Here is an 18325-nt window from a genome sequence, read left to right on the forward strand (position 1 = left end):
CGGCCCCCCGGCCGCGACGGGTTGCCGCAAGGGCGCGTGGCCGGAGTGATGATCAGGGCCCGTAATGGCCTCATCAGGGGATTACCAATGGTTCGCATGGGCTCGGTGGGCAGCCGTCAAGCCACCGCCGCCCAATCGGCCTGCACCAGATTGCGGGCCTGACTGTCGAACACCAGGCCGACCTCGAACAGGCCCTTGCCCGGCAGGCCGCGATATTTGGCGCTGTAGCCGCGGGCGCGGATCTGCGCCAGGGCGGGGTTGGCGCCCTGGCCTGGATCGGGGGCGCACTCACCCTCCGGTATCGCTTCGGCCGACGGCATCGGTCTGGACGGCTCGCGCGGGGCCTGACCGCGTATCAGCTTGATCTCGATTACATAGATGTAATCGGCCAGCTTGATGGTCAGGTCCACCTGGCCCTGGTTGCTGATGTCTTCCGGGATGATCTCGGCGTTGAGACTGGCGAAGAAGGCATAGAGCACGCTGGCGTAATAGCCCTCGGCCTCGGGCAGGCTGTTGCCGGTGAAATTGCGCCAGGGAATGCCGGCAAAAAGCCGACGGATCGCGTTGAACAGACCATCGACATCGCCCTGGCTGAGGCAATCATAGAGTGCATCCTGGGGCGCGTCGCGCCCACCCGGCAAGGTGCCCAGATAGCCGTCGATGAGGTGATCGGCCAGGGCCATCTTCACCTCCTGGTTGGGCAGCCGCAGCCGGTAGAGCCGGCGCGAACGGCGCCAGCGGGTGTCGGCAATGGTCAGATAGCCGGTCTGAAACAACAGCGTCACCGGGTCGATACGCTCGAGGTCGAAGGAGTCGAGGATCTCCTCGCTGGCCTCGATGCCGTCCAGCTCGGGCAGGAAGGCCCGGCGCTGTTGCAGCAGCTTGATCAGAAAGCTCGGGCTGCCGGTCTCGAACCAGTAGTTGCGGTACACCTGGCCCTTATCGATGAACAGCAGGATGTCGAAGGGGTTGTAGACCGGCTCGCCGAGAAAGTTGTAGCCGTTGTACCAGCGCTTGAGTTCATTCCAATCGACACCGGCCAGATGTCCGCCAAAGGTGGTCGTAAGGTCCGCCTGGGTGTAGCCGCAGAGGGTGGCGAAACGCTCATCGAGCGTCAGGTCGTTGAGTTGGTTCAACCCCGAAAACAGGCTGACCTTGCTGAATTTGGTCACGCCAGTCATGAGGACGAACTGGATGTGGGCATCCTGCGCCTTCATGGTCGAGTAGAGGTTCTTCAATCCCTCGCGCAACTCGGCCGCGCGCTCGATTTGATCGATGTTGTCGAGGATCGGCTTGTCGTACTCGTCGACCAGGATCGCCACGCGGCCCCCGTGGGCGGCCTGGGCGGCGCGGATCAGGTCGCCGAAACACCCGGGGATGTCGTTGTTGGTCCAGTCGCAGTCCACCCCGAGGCGTTCGGCATTCTCCCGCAGCAGCCGCCCGATGCGCAGGTCGAGCGCCGCGCGCGTCTGCACCACCCCGCCGGCGAAATCGAGCCGGATCACCGGATGGCGACGCGACCAGTCCCAGTGGGGGTGGATGGCGAGCCCGCGAAACAGGGCCTCGCGGCCCTCGAACAGGTCCTTGAGCGTATCCAGGAACAGGCTCTTGCCGAAGCGGCGCGGGCGCGACAGAAAATAGTATTTGCCCCCGTTCGCCAGGGCCAGGGCGTGCGCCGTCTTGTCGACGTAGGCGTAACCCTCATTGATGATTTCGCTGAAGGTCTGGATGCCGATCGGCAGTTTCTTGAGGGGCGGGCTCATGATATCTTTGACGCAACCGGGCGAAGGATGTCATGTCGCTTCCCGTAACGGCTCAAGTAACAGCCAGCATCCACAATCCAATATTCGAACGTGAATTGCCTCTGCATCGCGCTACCCCTAATTTCAGCTACAAAACCGTGAGTATCCCGTTTGCTCTACAATCCCTGACATCCAGGCCAAGCAGTGCGCGACCGCATGAAGCCTGCCGTTCGCGTATTCTCAATGTCAGGCTCCACATGGCCTCGGACCCCGGGGAGTACCGGCACCACTTCCCGCGGCGCGATACCGGTTGTCCCGGAGAGTCAAAGCCGTCGGCACTCACCCACCAAAATTTTCGGGGCTCAACACCCTCAGATCGGCTCAACCCGTTACCGTTCGCGCCGCAAGGCTCGATACTGGGCTCGTGCCTAGCGACTCCCCAGGTTAGATTTCTACCCACTAGACTACGCGACATTGCCAAGCCGCACTGGCAACTTTTCCTGCCTTGGGGACGAGGCGATTGCAACATAGGCATTGCCATTTGCCTGATGATGCGAGATGAAACAGAGAAAGTGAGTTCGGTTTGAAAATGACGCAATATGATGCTGACTCAAAAGGATCAAGAACTTCTGCCCCCAATCTAAAACCTTCTGAACTTGAGGTGGCTGCTTCGGGTTCGTTGAACTAAACATTCTTGACAAACTACCTCGATGTAGATGCTCACCACATTCATGGTAAAGATTCAGCAACTCGACCTTGGTCAAAAAACCGGATTCGATTCTATCGAGATGAATACTGCCTGGAGAAAATGTGCAGGCAATCGGATGGGGATAGAAATCAGGGTGAAGCCGTTCTAAACGAGTGATTATTTGGTCGGCGGCGTACTCCTTTTGCAGCTTCTTGCTGCCTGTCTCTTCGATATCACCGTGAGCAATCAGGCACCCAAGGGCGACGAGTTCGCACAGCATGCGCAATTGTATGTAGCCAAGTTCAGCAGTAAGCCACGGCGGCAAAGCTGCTGTTCCACTCACGATTGTATTGATGCCAAGAATTCGAGTTCGCGCCTCGTCAAGAATGTTGGCGTACGCCGTCATCGCAGCTTGTTGATCGTGGGAATGACCCCCTTGATGTATTTCCATGCAAGACCTTCGATTCGACCCGGTAGGTAGAAGCACCTAACGTAAAGGTGCATTGCAGCGACCGACGCTGGGTCAAAAGCCCCAGCCTGTACTTGATGTCAAGTTTACCGGAAGGTTAGGCATGTTGTTAAGCCCCAGCCTTCCACTATCGCCGACTCATAAATATGGACAACCGAACGTCGCTCGGCGTGATTTTTTCCTTATTTGTCAGGTTACTAGAAAAGGGTTGCCAACGTGACTGTCCGGATATCAAATAACTTGTCGATATCGTCGAGTCATGGCAGCATTTTCACAGTTTACTAAAAAATAAGGAACAATTTGTGCCGAGCGACTCTTCGATTCACTGAATTCGCGCCGCTACAATCTCATTCTTTCAGCTTTGAAATCGCCCTTTTCTCTCAAATAATCGTCAACCCGCCGCCCCGCAGCTCCAGCCTGTGGGCGCTAGTTGGCTTGCGTTCATTTGTTCATTTTGCGAAATTTTCTGGGGCGCTGCCAAATTGTGCTATAAGGCCATTCTGAACTACATACCAAATAGTGGCTCCATTCTTAGCCCATACTGCGGTACATTTCCCATCTTCTGTACAGTCAGCAAGTTCTGGTTTAGACTTGTCACATGTCAAATTCTCTGTTAGGCAATTACCATAAATTTCGTTATTGATAAATTTCTTGCCGTTGCTGGATAGCCGTCCCATCTTTATCAAAATTGGCCGCATTACCAAAGGCGCAGGAGTCCAGTGGAGACTTTCAACAACTCTTCGTGTCTCCTCGTAAGCTTTCCCTATGTTTTGCGGCGGTTCTGGCTGTTGCGATTTGCATTCGCCTTTATGGCAAATTGTATTGCTTCCGTCTTTGTTTTGAATAATATATTTGCCTTCCGTGTTCTTGCTAAATGCCTTTTCCAAATCAACAACATAGAAATCTCCTACTTCCTTTTCAGGATCAAACATACAGCGTCTTTCGTAAGCATCCTTAATTGCTACTATTTCCCCAGGTGAGGATACCGATGGTCTCAATACATCGTATACATATTTTACAATCCGACGAATTAATGCTTCACTTTCCTTCTTCTTCAGATTTTGGTTTATGGTCTGTTCAATCACGTAATCCACAGCACCTTGTTGTGACCGGACTCTTGCACCCCTCGCTTGGCTGCTATAAACATCAATCGAAAGTTGAATAAAGGTAGATCTAGCACTACATTCGGCCTGGTTTCGATTGGCGCCAATTTCTTGCTTAGATTGAGCCCCTACCTGATTACTTACCACCATTACGATGATCAGAATGGGCACCTTAAGCCTTACGATTGCCCGTCTTTGGAACATTACAAACCCCCCTATTCTACGTTTATCCGATGCCTAATTCTAGTGGCTCGTCCTGCGTTTCGGACAGCTCCCCCGGAAGTGACCAGGCGCAGGTGCGACGGCACCCGGCTGCGTATCGTAACCGAGGAATGACAAAAGATCTTTGCTTTCCTTTCGCCCCCGTTTGGCGAGGATTAGGCGCAGCCGTCCGAAACTTTTGTGGATCGCAGGTGATCGCGAGCGCAGGCTGCGGGCGACCTGTCCGCAATGACCGGTGAGCGCGGGCGCCTAGCCGCGGGCGACCATCGTCATCAACCCCCGACCACGCAGCAGCGGGGCTAGTGCACGGTCACATGCAGCCGCCCGCTGCGGCACTTGGGGCGCGGATAGCCGCCAAAGGTTGCGACGATCAAGATTTCTGTCCGGCATCTCAACTGTTACGTGGTTCTGTCGGCCTTCCGCTCGGTTCTAGGCAGGTCCATCAGTCCGCGATCGTCGTTCCGGCCGCAAGGAGACAGGAGGGCGAGCCCAGGATTCCGGCGGTCCCAGCAGGTTCGATCGCCCCCCGGCCGACGGGTGCGATCAGAACTGATGTGTTAACGTACATCTCGTAGGGTACGCATCGCGTACCCGCCAAGCTGCAGCGACCGCCGGCGCCGTGTACGCGATGCCTACCCTAACAGCTACCGGACGTTCCCACGGACCGGGTGTCGTTGTCGTTGTCGTTGTCGTAATCGTGGTCGGATTGTTCGACTACGACAACGACAGCGTACCCGGGTTCTCGGTCACGACATCAGTTCTGATCGCACCCCCTGCCGACAACGGCCTTGCACAATGGGCGCGAAGGACCTACACTTCCGGCGCTAAATCTGTGACGGACTAAGGCCCCCCAGGAAGGTTCGCGATCCTCGAGGTTCCCCGTCATGAACCCCGCACCCGGGGTTTTTTTGTACGTCACGAGGTAGGTCGCCGATCCGCGGTCAACCGTGAGATCGGCGCACCAACGCAGTGGGCCGCTGGCCCATTTTTTGTTTTTGGACGATTTTTTCCATGCAGCCGGTTGACAGCACCCTGACCCAGTTGGCGCGCCGCGTGGTCGAGCCCATGGGCTACGAACTGGTCGGGGTGGAGCATTTCCAGCGCGGCGGCGGTGCCTCCACCCTGCGCATCTACATCGACCACGCCAACGGCGTCACCCTGGATGACTGCACCCTGGTGAGTCACCAGTTGAGCGGCGTCCTGGACGTGGAGGACCCCCTGCCGGGGCACTATGACCTGGAGGTCTCTTCGCCCGGGCTGGATCGGCCCCTGGTGTTTGCGGAGCACTTCGTGCGCTTCGCCGGACAGCGGATCAAGGTCCGGCTGGCCGAGAAGGTCGAGGGCCGGCGCAACCTGGAAGGCGTGCTGCTCGGCCTGGGACCGGCGACGGGGGGAAACGCGGTGGTCCGACTGGAGGCGGAGGGCCGCACCTGGGACCTGCCCCTGGCGGCCCTCGAATCCGCCCGTCTGATCCCTGATCCTGCAGCGGGCGCGCACCCTTGAGCCGCGGTCACCGCCGACATCACTGCTGAAAATATGGCACAGCGCTTGAGTATGGGAAGGTATGAGCAAAGAGATCCTGCTGGTCGTTGAAGCCGTATCCAATGAGAAGGATGTCCCCGAAGATGTGATCTTCGAGGCCATCGAGGCCGCGCTTGCCTCGGCCACCCGCAAGAAGCACGGCGGTGAGATCGATGCCCGCGTGGTCATCGACCGCAAGACCGGGGACTATCGGACCTTCCGCCGCTGGGAGGTCATGGAGGACCCGCAGGCGGGCGTACTGGAGGCCCCGGAGCGCCAGATCACCCTCTCCGCCGCGGAGATGCTAGAGCCCGGGCTCAAGGCCGGGGACTTCATGGAAGAGGAGATCGACTCCGAACTCTTCGGGCGCATCGCCGCCCAGACCGCCAAGCAGGTCATCGTGCAGAAGGTGCGCGAGGCGGAGCGGACCAAGATCGTCGATACCTACACGGAGCGCAAGGGCGAATTGGTCACCGGCATCGTCAAGAAGGCCGATCGGGGCTCTATCCTCCTGGACTTGGGCAGCAATGCCGAGGCCCTGATCCCCCGCGAGCATGTAATCCCACGCGAATCGGTGCGCGCCGGCGACCGCATGCGCGGGTATCTGTTCGACGTGCGCGCCGAGGCCAAGGGGCCGCAACTGTTCGTCAGCCGGACCGCGCCGGAACTGCTGATCGAACTGTTCAAGCTCGAAGTCCCCGAGGTCGGCGAGGGCATGATCCAGATCCTGGGTGCCGCCCGTGACCCGGGTGCCCGGGCCAAGATCGCCGTGCGCACCAAGGACCCACGCATCGACCCGGTGGGCGCCTGCGTCGGCATGCGCGGCTCGCGCGTCCAGGCAGTCTCAAACGAACTCAACGGCGAACGGGTGGACATTATTCTTTACGACGACAACCCGGCCCAATACGTGATCAACGCCATGTCACCGGCGGACGTGGTCTCCATCGTCATCGACGAGGAGGCGCGCAGCATGGACGTGGCGGTCAAGGAGGAGAACCTCTCGCAGGCGATCGGCCGCGGCGGTCAGAACGTGCGACTCGCGAGCCAACTGACGGGCTGGGAGTTGAACGTCATGAATGAGGAAGAGGCGTCCGCCAAAAGCGAGCAGGAGGCCCACCGCTCGGTCCAGAGCTTTATGGACCAACTCGGGGTGGACGAGAATCTGGCCTCCATCCTGGTCGACGAGGGCTTCACCAGCGTCGATGAGGTGGCCTATGTGCCGCTCGCCGAGATGCAGGCGATCGATGAGCTGGACGACGCGACCATCAATGAGTTGCGTGAACGCGCCAAGGACATACTGCTCACGCGCGCCATCGCCACCGAAGAGGTGGTCGGCGGTGAGCCGGCGCAGGACCTGCTCGACATGGAGGGAATGGACGAGGGCCTGGCCTTGGCCCTGGCCGCCGCCGGGATGGCGACCGTGGAGGACCTGGCCGAACAGTCGGTCGATGAATTGATGGAGATCGCAGGCATGGACGCGGAGCGGGCGGCGCGCCTCATCATGAAGGCACGTGAGCCATGGTTTGCCGATGCGGGCGGGGAATCCCGTTAGGAGGTTCGTTACATGAGTGAAGTGACAGTGAAACAACTCGCCTCCACGGTCGGCATCCCAGTCGAACGTCTCCTGACCCAGCTCAGTGAGGCCGGCATCAGCGCCGGCGACGCCGATTCCACCCTGACCGAGCAGGAAAAGGTCCAACTCTTGACCTTCCTGCGCCGCAGCCACGGCCGCGGCGGGTCCGAGGGCGGCGCCGACCCCAGCCAGGTGACCTTGAAGCGCAAGAGCGTGAGCGAATTGCGTCAGCCGGCCGCGACCCCGCGGGTACCGGGCGCCGGGGGCGGAGGCGGGGGCGGGAGCAATTCCCGGCCGACACCGGCCGCACGCGCCAAGACCATCAGCGTCGAGGTCCGCCGCAAGCGCACCTATGTGAAGCGCGGTGACGAACCGGCGGCGGCACAAACGCCGACGCAGGCGCAGACGGAGGCCCCGACGGAAGCGGCAGCCACGACCGCGCCGCCGCCCGCCCCGGCGGTGAGGCCCGCCGCCCCGGCCTCACGTCGGCCCGCCGCACCACCGCCGCGCCCCGCCCGCGAACGCCAGACACTGCGCAGCAGCCCCATGGACGACGGGCGGCGGCGCATCGAACTGGCCTCCATGCGCGCCGAGCAGGAGGCACGCCGCCTGGGTGAACTGGAAGACCATGAGCGTCAGACCCGTGAGGCCGCCGAGCGGCAGCGCGAGGCCGAAGAGGCGCAACGCCGTGCGGAGACCGAGGCCGAGGCGAAACGCCTGGCCGATGAGGCCGCACGCCCGGTCGCGGAGCCGGACCTCAGCGAGGCCGAGGCGGTGGTCGAGACCGCCCCCGTCGCCGCGGCCGCGGCCGTGGTCCCCGCGCCCCTGGTGATGGTCGCCGATGAGGTGGAGGCGGTCGTGCGCCGTCGTGGCGAGGCCGCCAAGCCCGCCAAGAAGCCGCCGCCGGTCGTCGTCGCCGCCAAGAAGCCGCCGGAACTCTCCGAGAAGGAGAAATCGGTCAAGAAGGCCGGGCGCAAGGACTCACTGCGCGGCCGGGACCAGGAGGCCCCGCGGGTGGAATATGAAGAGGTGGACGGCGACGCGGCCGGCGGGCGGCCGCGCCGCAAGCGCAAGACCACCAAACCCCAACTGCAGGATAAGCACGTCTTCCAGCGGCCGACCATGCCGGTCATCCGCGAGGTGGCGCTGCCGGAGACCATCTCCGTCGGCGAACTGGCCAGCCGCATGTCAGTCAAGGCCGGCGACGTCGTCAAGGCCCTGTTCAAACAGGGGATGATGGTCACCATCAACCAGATGCTGGACCGTGACACCGCCGTCCTGATCGTCGAGGAGATGGGACACACGGCCGTCATCGCCGATCTGCGTACCACCGAGGACACGTTGATCGAGGAGGCCGACGAGCAGTCCGGCCTGGCCGAAGCCCAGCCGCGCGCCCCGGTGGTCACCATCATGGGTCATGTCGATCACGGCAAGACCTCGCTCCTGGACTATATCCGGCGCACCCGGGTCGCCTCCGGCGAGGCCGGCGGCATCACCCAGCACATCGGTGCCTACCATGTGGAGACCAACCGCGGGGTCATCTCCTTCCTGGACACCCCCGGTCATGCCGCCTTCTCCGCCATGCGGGCGCGCGGCGCCAAGGTCACGGACATCGTGGTGCTGGTGGTGGCGGCGGACGACGGCGTCATGCCCCAGACCATCGAGGCGATCGCCCACGCCCGCGCCTCCAAGGTGCCGATCGTGGTGGCCGTCAATAAGATGGATAAGCCCGATGCCAACCCGGACCGGGTCATGCAAGAGCTGTCCCAACACGAGGTGCTGACCGAGGCCTGGGGCGGCGACACCATGCTGGTCAAGGTCTCGGCCAAGACCGGCGAGGGGATCGACGACCTGCTCGATGCCATCCTGCTGCAGGCCGAGGTGCTGGAGCTCAAGGCCCCGGTGGACGGCCCCGCCCGCGGCACCATCGTCGAGTCGAGCCTGGACAAGGGCCGCGGCCCGGTGGCCACCATCCTGGTGCAGGCGGGCACGCTGCGGCGCGGTGACATGATCGTCAGCGGCGGCGAATACGGCCGGGTCCGCGCCATGTTCGACGAGGCCGGCAATCCGGTCGAGGCCGCCGGCCCCTCCATCCCGGTGCAGGTCCTGGGCCTCTCCGCCCCGCCCGATGCCGGTGACGATGTCCTGGCGGTGGTCGATGAGCGGCGCGCCCGTGAGGTCGCGGAGTTCCGTTCTTCGCGGATGCGCCGCTCCAAGCTCGACGAGAACCGGGGTGTGAGCCTGGATCAGATCTTCTCCCAACTCAAGGACGGGGAACTGAAATCGGTCAACCTGATCGTGAAGGCGGACGTGCAAGGCAGCTTGGAGGCCCTGCGCGAGAGCCTGCTCAAGCTCACCAACGACGAGGTCAAGGTCATCCTGGTGGCGACCGGGGTCGGCGGCATCACCGAGTCCGATGCCAACCTGGCGGTGACCTCCAGTGCCATCATCCTGGGCTTCAACGTCCGGGCGGACGCGGCGGCGCGGCGGGTGGTGGAGGAAAAGGCGCTCGATCTGCGTTACTACAGCATCATCTACGAGCTGATCGACGACGTGAAGAAGGCCATCTCGGGCCTGCTCAAGCCGGTCATCACCGAGGAGATCATCGGCATGGTGGAGGTGCGCGATGTGTTCCGCTCCTCCAAGTTCGGCGCCATCGCCGGCTGTATGGTGGTCGACGGAATGATCAAACGCAACAATCCGATCCGCGTCCTGCGCAACCACGTCGTGATCTACGAGGGCACGCTGGAGTCGTTGCGCCGCTACAAGGATGACGTGGCCGAGGTGCGGGCCGGCACCGACTGCGGCATCGGGGTGAAGAACTACAACGATGTCCAGGTCGGCGACCACATCGAGGTGTTCGAGCGCACCGAGCGGGCGCGGGTCCTGTGAAGGAATTCGACCGTACCGAGCGGATCGGCGCCGAGCTCAAGCGGGAGCTCTACGAGGTGCTGCGCGACGAGGTGCGGGACCCGCGCCTCGCCGATCTCACCATCCATGAGGTCCGCGTGGTCAAGGACCTGTCCCACGCCAAGGTCTTTTTCACCTGCCTGCCGACGGTGGGCGACGCCGCTGCCGGCCTCGACACCGGCGATGCTCACGGGGTTGCACAGACGCGGCTGCTCAATGGTCGGCTCGCCGGCTTTCTGCGCCATGCCCTGGCCCAGCGAGTGCGGTTGCGCACCATGCCGGAACTGCATTTTGTCTATGACGAGTCCATCGGTGCCGGGATGCGCCTGTCGGCCCTCATCGACCATGCGGTCGAAGGGCTCGCGGACCCGGCGGACGCCGACCTCGATGACGACACGGACGGCGGCGCGGATGAGCAGGGGGACGCACCGGCACCCGGAGCCGCCCCGGAGCAGCCGCGATGATGGGCGGCAAACGGCGCAATCCGGGACGTGACGTCACCGGTATACTGCTGTTGGACAAGCCGCTCGGGCTCACCTCCAACGACGCCTTGCAGCGCATCAAACGCCTGTATCGGGCCGCCAAGGCCGGGCATACGGGCAGCCTGGACCCTCTGGCGACCGGGCTCCTGCCGGTGTGTCTGGGGGCGGCCACCAAGTTCTCCGCCTTCCTGCTGGACGCGGACAAGCGTTATCGGGTGCGGGTACGGCTCGGTGTCACCACCACCACGGCCGATGCCGAGGGCGAGGTGGTGGAGACCAGGCCCGTGGTGGGGGTCGACGAGGCCCGGGTGCGCGCCGTCCTGGAGCAGTTCTTAGGCCTGATCGACCAGCTCCCGCCGATGTATTCGGCGATCAAGCAGGGGGGCGAGCGGCTCTATAAACTGGCCCGCCAAGGCGTGGAGGTGGAACGCGCCACGCGCCCCATCCATATCTTCTCCCTGGATTTGCTCGCCTGCGAGTGGCCGGAGATCGAGCTCGATGTGCACTGCTCCAAGGGCACCTATGTCCGCACGCTGGCCGAAGACATCGGCCGTGAACTCGGCTGCGGCGGCCATGTAAGCCGGTTGCGCCGTACCGGGGTCGGACCCTACGCGGAGAACGTGGTCGAGTTCATCACCCTGGATCAGGTGCGTGACCTGGCGGACCAGGAGGGCGCGGCGGCGCGGCTCGACGCCCTGCTGCTCCCGCTCGACTCGGCGCTCGGCCATTGGCCGGCGGTGCGCCTGAGCGCCGATGCCGCCTTCTACCTCCAGCAGGGCCAGGCCGTGCTGGTGCCCCAGGCGCCGACCGAGGGCCTGGTGCGGCTATACGACGTCTCCAAGCACTTCCTGGGCGTCGGCGAGATCCAGGACGACGGGAAGGTGCAGCCGAAGCGATTGGTATAATGATTGAGTGAGGGGTGAGGAGTGAGGAGTGAGGGGTGAGGGGTGAGGGGTGAGGGGTGAGGAGTTGTTAGCCCGGCAATGGGTTCCGCCTCGCCCCACCCGTCTTATCAACTTTTGACTCCTAACTCCTAACTCCTAACTCCTAACTCCTAACTCCTAACTCCTAACTCCTAACTCTTAACTAACCACGGCCCGATCCCCTGATGTCATTGTCGGGGCGGTCAGCGACGGCAGGTGCCGCCGCGCCAGGGCCCACACCCTCAAGTCCCCACTACGAATCAGGAGACCCGCAATGACTATGACTGCCGTCCAGAAGAAAGAAGTCGTCACGGCCTATGCCCGTGCCGAGAATGACACCGGTTCCCCCGAGGTGCAGGTCGCGCTCCTGACCGCCCGCATCCAGGGTCTGGCCGACCACTTCAGCACCCACAAGCACGACCACCACTCGCGCCGCGGCCTGGTGCGGATGGTCAACTCCCGGCGCAAGCTGCTCGACTATCTCAAGGGTGAGAACCTGGACCGCTATCGCGAACTGATCGCGCGTCTGGGCCTGCGTCGCTAAGGCGAGCCCCACGGACCGGCGACGGCGGTCGTCCGGTCCCGGGTCCCGCGGCGCGACGCGCCGCCCCGGGGCCCTACACCCTAGGTGCCGCCGCGAGGACGGCGCCCCCGAGATCCCGACGCACCAGGACGCTTGAAGCTGCGGTGACTCAACACCCGAGGCCCAAACCAGCGATCGACGGCCGGGGAACCGGACCGGCGATCCAGGCCCGAGGCACAGACCCGAGGTAAGACCCGTGATTCCCACGCCAATCGTAAAGCAATTCCAGTTCGGCAACCAGACCATGACCCTGGAGACCGGCGAGATCGCCCGCCAGGCGGACGGGGCCGTGCTGGTCAACATGGGCGGCACCGTAGTGCTCGTGACCGTGGTGGTGCAGAAAAAAGCCGGCCCGGAGCGTGACTTCCTGCCGCTGACCGTCGACTACCAGGAGAAGACCTACGCCGCCGGCCGCATCCCCGGCGGCTTCTTCCGCCGCGAGGGCCGTCCGAGCGAGAACGAGATCCTCACCTCGCGCCTGATCGACCGGCCGATCCGTCCCATGTTCGCCGATGGTTTCACCAACGAAGTCCAGATCATCGCCACGGTCAAGTCACTGAACCCGGCGGTGAACCCGGAGGTCCCGGCCCTCATCGGCGCCTCCGCCGCGCTGGCCGTCTCCGGCGCCCCCTTCAACGGACCCATCGCCGCCGCCCGGGTCGGCTACAAGGACGGCGAATACACCCTGAACCCCGCCGTCGTCGGCCTGGGACCGGACAGCGATCTCGACCTGATCGTGGCCGGCACCGAGCACGCCGTCCTGATGGTGGAGTCCGAGGCGCGCGGGCTCTCCGAGGAGATCATGCTCGGGGCCGTCCTGTATGGTCATGAGCAGATGCAGGTCGTTATCCAGGCGATCCGGGAACTGGCGGCGGCCGTCCACAAGGCGCCCATCGTCTTCAATCCGGTCAAGCCCGACCCCGCGCTGGAAGAGGCGGTCAACCGGTTCGGTACCAATCCGATCGCCGAGGTCTACACCATCAAGGACAAGATGGCCCGCTACGGCGTCCTGGACGCGGTGCGCGCCGATGTCGTCGAGCGCATCCGCGCCGTCGAGAACTGCCCCTGGAGCGAGGCGCAGGTCCAGGCCGCCATCGAGCGCATGGAGAGCCGCATCGTGCGCGGCAGCATCCTCGAAGGCCGCCCGCGCATCGACGGGCGCGACTCCAAGACGGTGCGCCCCATCACCATCCGTACCGGTGTCCTGCCCCGTACCCACGGCTCCGCGCTCTTCACCCGCGGCGAGACCCAGGCGCTCGTGATCACCACGCTCGGCACCGAGCGCGACAGCCAGATCATCGACGCCCTGGAGGGTGAGCGGCGCGAGCACTTCATGCTCCACTACAACTTCCCGCCCTTCTGCGTCGGGGAGATCGGGCGCGTCGGCAGCCCCAAGCGCCGCGAGATCGGCCACGGGCGCCTCGCCAAGCGCGGCGTACTGGCCGTCATGCCCGGCATCGAGGCCTTCCCCTATTCGGTGCGCGTCGTCTCCGAGATCACCGAATCCAATGGTTCAAGCTCCATGGCCAGCGTCTGCGGCACCAGCCTGTCGCTGATGGATGCCGGCGTCCCGATCAAGGGCGCGGTGGCCGGGGTCGCCATGGGCCTGATCAAGGAAGGCGACAAGTTCGTCGTCCTGACCGACATCATGGGTGATGAGGACCACCTGGGCGACATGGACTTCAAGGTCGCCGGTACCGCCGAGGGTATCAACGCCCTGCAGATGGACATCAAGATCGAGGGTATCACCCGCGAGATCATGGAGGTCGCGCTGGCCCAGGCCAAAGTCGGCCGGCTGCACATCTTAGGTGAGATGAACAAGGTCATCACGGTGCACCGCTCCGAGATGTCCGAGCACGCCCCGCGCATCATCGAGCTCAAGATCCACCCGGAGAAGATCCGCGACGTCATCGGCAAGGGCGGTTCCGTCATCCGCGCCATTACCGAGGAGACCGGCGCGACCATCGACATCAGCGACGACGGCATGGTCAAGATCTTCTCGGTCGAGAAGGCCGCCGGCGAAGAGGCCAAGCGCCGCATCCGGCTCATCACCGCCGACGTGGAAGTGGGCAAGATCTATGAGGGCAAGGTCGCCCGCATCATGGACTTCGGTGCCTTCGTCACCATCCTCCCCGGCCGCGACGGTCTGGTGCACATCTCCCAGATCTGCGAAGAGCGGGTGCAGTCCGTCACCGACAAGCTCAAGGAGGGCGACGTGGTCCGCGTCAAGGTGCTGGAGGTCGACAAGCAGGGGCGGATTCGGTTGAGCATGAAGGCGATTGAGTTGGGCGAGTGATTGCCTGATCGCCACAATTCCGGCCATTCGTGGCCGGCCGTACGAGAAGAGGGGGCCGAATGGCCCCTTTTTCTTTGGCACCGAGCCAGGATCGGCGAAGTGCGCGCCGGTTGCCACGAATGCGGCGAGTGCGGCGAGTGCGCTGAGTGTCCGTCGTCCCGGCCGGGATGCCGGGACCCAGGCCATGGACGGTAGATCGCCGATCCGCGCTACCCCGCTCTGGTTACGAAGCGCCGCTTTGTAACCCGCCTTCGCCCTCGTGACACCGCTCCAGAGCAGACATTTCGCCCAAGTCGGCCCCTGTGCACCCACCGACACGATGACGTGGAGATCGTCGACTATCACCTGATCGTCGCCGAACAGTCATTGAGCACCCGACTGGCCCAAGAGGTTCGGCCGCGCGCCGCTTGAATCCGACCCTTCCTCAAAGCTCCCGCATCAGAAAGGCCCCGAGCACCGGGATACCCAACCCGCCCGCCTCCGTGACCAGCCCGCGCCGCCGCAGATAGCGGCGCGTGGGCCGGTCCAGCGCCTCGAAGTCCACCGATTCGCCGCGCGCCAGCGTCTCCAGCACGCGCAGCGCCGGCGCGGGGGCCGCCTGGACCAACTGGCTCAGATACGCGGAGGCCGCGCGGTCCAGGACCTGGGGCTCCACCGCCGCGCAGTCGGCGACCTCGGCCTGGCGGCGCCCGGCATCATTCAGGCGCTCGACGATCAACTGACCGAACAGTTGGGTGAGATAGGGCTGGCCCAGGGTCCGCCCCCAGACCGCCTGCGCCACGGACTGCGGGAGCGCGTCCGCGGGGAAGCCCGGGCTCGGCCGGGTCAGGAGCCCCAGCGCCGCCGCCTGGTCCAGGTGACCGATGGTGATGGTGCGCAGGTTGACGAAGTGGTCGCTCCAGAGCCCGTCCAGTTCATCGAAGCGGGCGGCCCCGGAGACCAGGATGCGCACCCGCCGCCGGTGCTGGATGGTCGCGCGGATCAGCCCCAGGAACTGCAACAGGGCGCGCCGGTCCCCGGGGAACAGGGCCTCCCAGCGCTCGAACTCATCGAAGCAGAAGAGGATGCGCCCGATCGCCGTCAGCCCGTCGAGTCGCTCCAACCAACCCGCCAAGGCCTCCAGCGGCGCCCCCGCGGGCAACTCCGGCAGGACCAGCCGGCGGTCCCGGCGCGCCTGTTCCTGGGCCACCCGCACCAGGGCGGCGACCAGGGTGGCGGGCGAGTCGACCGGATGGGCCTGGACATCGAAGAAGACCACCTGCGCGTCCGGGAGCTTGAGCGGCAGCATCTTCAGCAGCGAGGTCTTGCCGCAGCGCCGCGCCCCGATCAGGGCCATGGATGCACCGCGGGCCGGGTCGCCCAGGATGGACTCGATCTCCGCCACCTGGGGCTCGCGCCCGCGAAAGACCTCGCGCCCGAACTCCAGGTCCAGGGGGTCGCCGGGGCGGAAGGGGTTGGGCAGTTCGCGGTCCGCCTCCGCCTGGGCCTCCCTGGTCAAGCGCTCGACCAGACGGCGCCAGGGTGCCAGGGCGGCGCGGTAGATGGGCGACTCCAGGTCCCGGCGGCCCAGCAGGGCATTGTCGAGACCGCGCAGGCGCTCCGCGGCGGCACCCAGTTGCTCCAGGCGCTGGCTCGCGATCAGGGTCAACTCGGCCGAGCGCAGGTAGCGCCCGACCTCCGCCAGGGCGGAGAAGGTGCCGTCCGCTGACGCGAGGTCAGGGAGCCAGTCGCCGCGCAGGTCGCGCAGGGATTGGAAGGCGTGTCGTTCGGCCAAGTCCTCGAGCTCCCGGGCACGCAGCAGGGCGAGTGCGCGACGGCCGGCGCGGCGCTGGCCGGGGGCGATGGCGCAGGCGTCGAGTGCGCGGCGGGCGAGGGCCTGATCGCGCGGGGCCGTGTCGAGGATATGCCGGGTGAGAGTCGGCAGGGGGACATAGCTCAACTCGTGGTGGAGCACTGGGGACTGGGCCAGGGTGATGCGGCCGGTTGTGCGCTGGATGGCGAAGGCGAGGAGTTGCCAGGGGAGTTCGATGGCGTAGATGGGCAAGCGCAGGTAGCCTGCGCTGCCGGCCACGCCGACGGCCACGCCCCTGGCCAGGCCGCTGACCACGCCGCTGACCACGCCGACGCCTACGCCGACGGGCACGCCGAAGGCCACGCCGCCGGCCACGCCGAGGGCCACGCCGAAGGCCATGCTGCCGGCCACGCCGAGGGCCACGCCGAAGGCCAGGCCGCCGGCCACGCTGAGGGCCACGCTACGGGCCACGCCGAAGGCCACGCCGGAGGCCACACGCCCCATGTCGATCTCGAATCCCGGCGCGGCCAGCAAGACGCTCGTCAGGGCGGCAAGGACCGGCGTGCCCAGGAACAGCAGGACCGCCATCCGCGCCAGATAGACGCGCTCGACCCGACTGCCCAGCAGGCGCCACGGCCGGGCGGCAGGGTCGATCCGAAGCCCCAGCAGCCGCCGATGCAGACTCACCGGCCGCATCAGCATCCACCACCCCAGGGCCCAGGTCCCGGGCAGTTCGTCTAGTGGGTCTCGTTCAGCCATTGCGTCAGCACCCGTGCAAAAGGCCGGTTGTCCTGGGTCAGCAGACCGCGCTCCCGCCACTCGGCGCCGTCCACGGACTCACCCGCGGCAGCACGGCGCAGCGCGGTGCGGGCGCCGTCGTCCAGCGCCGCCCACCAGGGCGCGAACTGCTGATTCACGGCCTCGTCGCGAAAGTGATCCAGCACCCGCTCGCGCGGCTCGCCATCCCCGCGGGCGTCATAGAGTCCGCGGGCCAGCAGGCTGAGATAGAAGGCCTGGGTCCCGGCCCAGTCCAGGAGCCAGTCGGGGTCGTCGTCCTGCCAGCGGTCGGCGCCGCGGGCGATCAGCCCCCGGGCGGACGCCTCGTCCAGCAGGGCGACGCGCCGCAGTTGCAGCGCATTGGCGAAGGGCGAGGTGCGGCCCTGCTCCGCATAGAGCGCCGGTAGGGTGCGGCCGGTGGCGACGGCGAGGGACAGTTCGCGCTCGGTGAGCAGCCCGCGCAGGCGCACCAGAAAGTCCCGCTCGCACCGGACCAGGAACGTATCCGCCTCGTCCAGCAGCAGGATCGGGCGCCGCCCGCCGCTCGCCGCCCGGGTGCCTCGGCACCAGTCGGCCAGCCGGTCCGCCGCCCCGTCCGGGGACTCGGGGAGCGCGCACTGCTCCGCGGCAGCGAGGCCGGACCCGGCACCCGCATCGACCGCGGGCCCGGCGATCACGGCCGCCGTGAATTCGCGATGGCCCAGCCGCTCCGGCCCCTGGCCCGAGAGCAACCGCACGGTGTAGCCCAACTCCGCGGCGCGCCCGGCCCAGGTGCAGAGCAGCGAGGTCTTGCCCATGCGCCGCTCCCCGACCAGCGACAACCCGAACCCCTCCAGCGCGGCGCGCTCCAACTCGCGCAGCAGGCCGGTCCGCCCGATGAAGGCCGGCGGCACGGCGGGGCCCAGGGGAGGAAGGGGTTGTCGGGGTCCGCAGCGCGGCCGGCGGACCCGGCGCCCGGGGGCGCATCCGGGGCAGCGACGGGAGGGCGAGGTCCGGCCGCGACGCCGCCCGCGAGGTCCCAGAGCTGACCCACTCAGGTCCGCGAACTCCTTCGGGTTCTTGCGCTTGAGGGCGTCCACCAAGGCCAGCACGGTGTCGCCTCGCGGCCGGTTGCCCTTATTGCGAATCCGGTCAAAGGTCCGCCGATTCACGCGCGCTTCAACGGCCCACTGGTCCCACGACCAGGCCGCGCGCCTGCACAAGGCTTCCAAGTCTTCAACTCTGAATCGCGCTGTCATGCCCGT

Annotated in this window: 13 protein-coding genes; 8 read left to right on the plus strand and 5 right to left on the minus strand. The window is 65.2% G+C overall.

The window, feature by feature from the left end:
- Positions 1–116: 116 nt before the first annotated feature.
- From QZY48_RS26065 to QZY48_RS26075, 3 genes are all read right to left on the minus strand, one after another.
- Positions 117–1763, minus strand: coding sequence for an ATP-binding protein (locus QZY48_RS26065; RefSeq protein ID WP_295436443.1), 1647 nt, complete (start codon positions 1761–1763; stop codon positions 117–119).
- Between the two features lie 443 nt (positions 1764–2206).
- Entirely contained in the window at positions 2207–2881 is a 675-nt protein-coding gene (locus QZY48_RS26070; RefSeq protein WP_295436445.1) for a hypothetical protein, read from the minus strand.
- 467 nt (positions 2882–3348) lie between these two features.
- Positions 3349–4173: a hypothetical protein gene (locus QZY48_RS26075; protein ID WP_295436446.1), complete on the minus strand. Its 825-nt coding sequence runs from the start codon at positions 4171–4173 to the stop codon at positions 3349–3351.
- A 679-nt stretch (positions 4174–4852) separates the two neighbouring features.
- On the opposite strand from QZY48_RS26075, the gene QZY48_RS26080 reads away from it, so the two are divergent.
- From QZY48_RS26080 to pnp, 8 genes are all read left to right on the plus strand, one after another.
- A complete protein-coding gene (locus QZY48_RS26080; RefSeq protein ID WP_295436447.1) occupies positions 4853–5068 on the plus strand; it encodes a hypothetical protein in 216 nt (71 codons plus the stop codon).
- A gap of 167 nt (positions 5069–5235) precedes the next feature.
- The gene (gene rimP, locus QZY48_RS26085) at positions 5236–5727 is read left to right on the plus strand and encodes a ribosome maturation factor RimP (protein WP_295436448.1); all 492 of its coding nucleotides are present in this window, start codon (positions 5236–5238) and stop codon (positions 5725–5727) included.
- 61 nt (positions 5728–5788) lie between these two features.
- Complete coding sequence (nusA, locus tag QZY48_RS26090; RefSeq protein ID WP_295436449.1) at positions 5789–7297, plus strand: transcription termination factor NusA; 1509 nt, start codon at positions 5789–5791, stop codon at positions 7295–7297.
- Between the two features lie 12 nt (positions 7298–7309).
- Complete coding sequence (gene infB, locus QZY48_RS26095; RefSeq protein WP_295436450.1) at positions 7310–10210, plus strand: translation initiation factor IF-2; 2901 nt, start codon at positions 7310–7312, stop codon at positions 10208–10210.
- Positions 10207–10692 carry a 30S ribosome-binding factor RbfA gene (rbfA, locus tag QZY48_RS26100; protein ID WP_295436451.1) on the plus strand — a complete coding sequence of 162 codons (486 nt, stop codon included), beginning with the start codon at positions 10207–10209 and terminating at the stop codon, positions 10690–10692. The genes infB and rbfA overlap by 4 nt, the downstream gene beginning before the upstream one ends.
- On the plus strand, positions 10689–11615 hold the full coding sequence (gene truB / locus QZY48_RS26105; protein WP_295436452.1) for a tRNA pseudouridine(55) synthase TruB: 927 nt from the start codon (positions 10689–10691) through the stop codon (positions 11613–11615). Before rbfA ends, truB begins: the two co-directional genes overlap by 4 nt.
- A gap of 292 nt (positions 11616–11907) precedes the next feature.
- Positions 11908–12177 (plus strand): 30S ribosomal protein S15, encoded by a 270-nt coding sequence (rpsO, locus tag QZY48_RS26110; protein WP_295436453.1) that lies wholly within the window; start codon positions 11908–11910, stop codon positions 12175–12177.
- 235 nt (positions 12178–12412) lie between these two features.
- Complete coding sequence (gene pnp, locus QZY48_RS26115) at positions 12413–14512, plus strand: polyribonucleotide nucleotidyltransferase (RefSeq protein WP_295436454.1); 2100 nt, start codon at positions 12413–12415, stop codon at positions 14510–14512.
- A gap of 424 nt (positions 14513–14936) precedes the next feature.
- On the opposite strand, the gene QZY48_RS26120 is transcribed toward pnp, so the two are convergent.
- Positions 14937–17063, minus strand: a complete 2127-nt coding sequence (locus QZY48_RS26120) for an AAA family ATPase (protein ID WP_295436455.1) — start codon at positions 17061–17063, stop codon at positions 14937–14939.
- Entirely contained in the window at positions 17042–17974 is a 933-nt protein-coding gene (locus QZY48_RS26125; protein WP_295436456.1) for a hypothetical protein, read from the minus strand. Before QZY48_RS26125 ends, QZY48_RS26120 begins: the two co-directional genes overlap by 22 nt.
- Positions 17975–18325 lie beyond the last annotated feature (351 nt).

The organism is uncultured Thiodictyon sp., assembly GCF_903828115.1.
In the GTDB taxonomy this organism is placed as follows: Bacteria; Pseudomonadota; Gammaproteobacteria; order Chromatiales; family Chromatiaceae; genus Thiodictyon.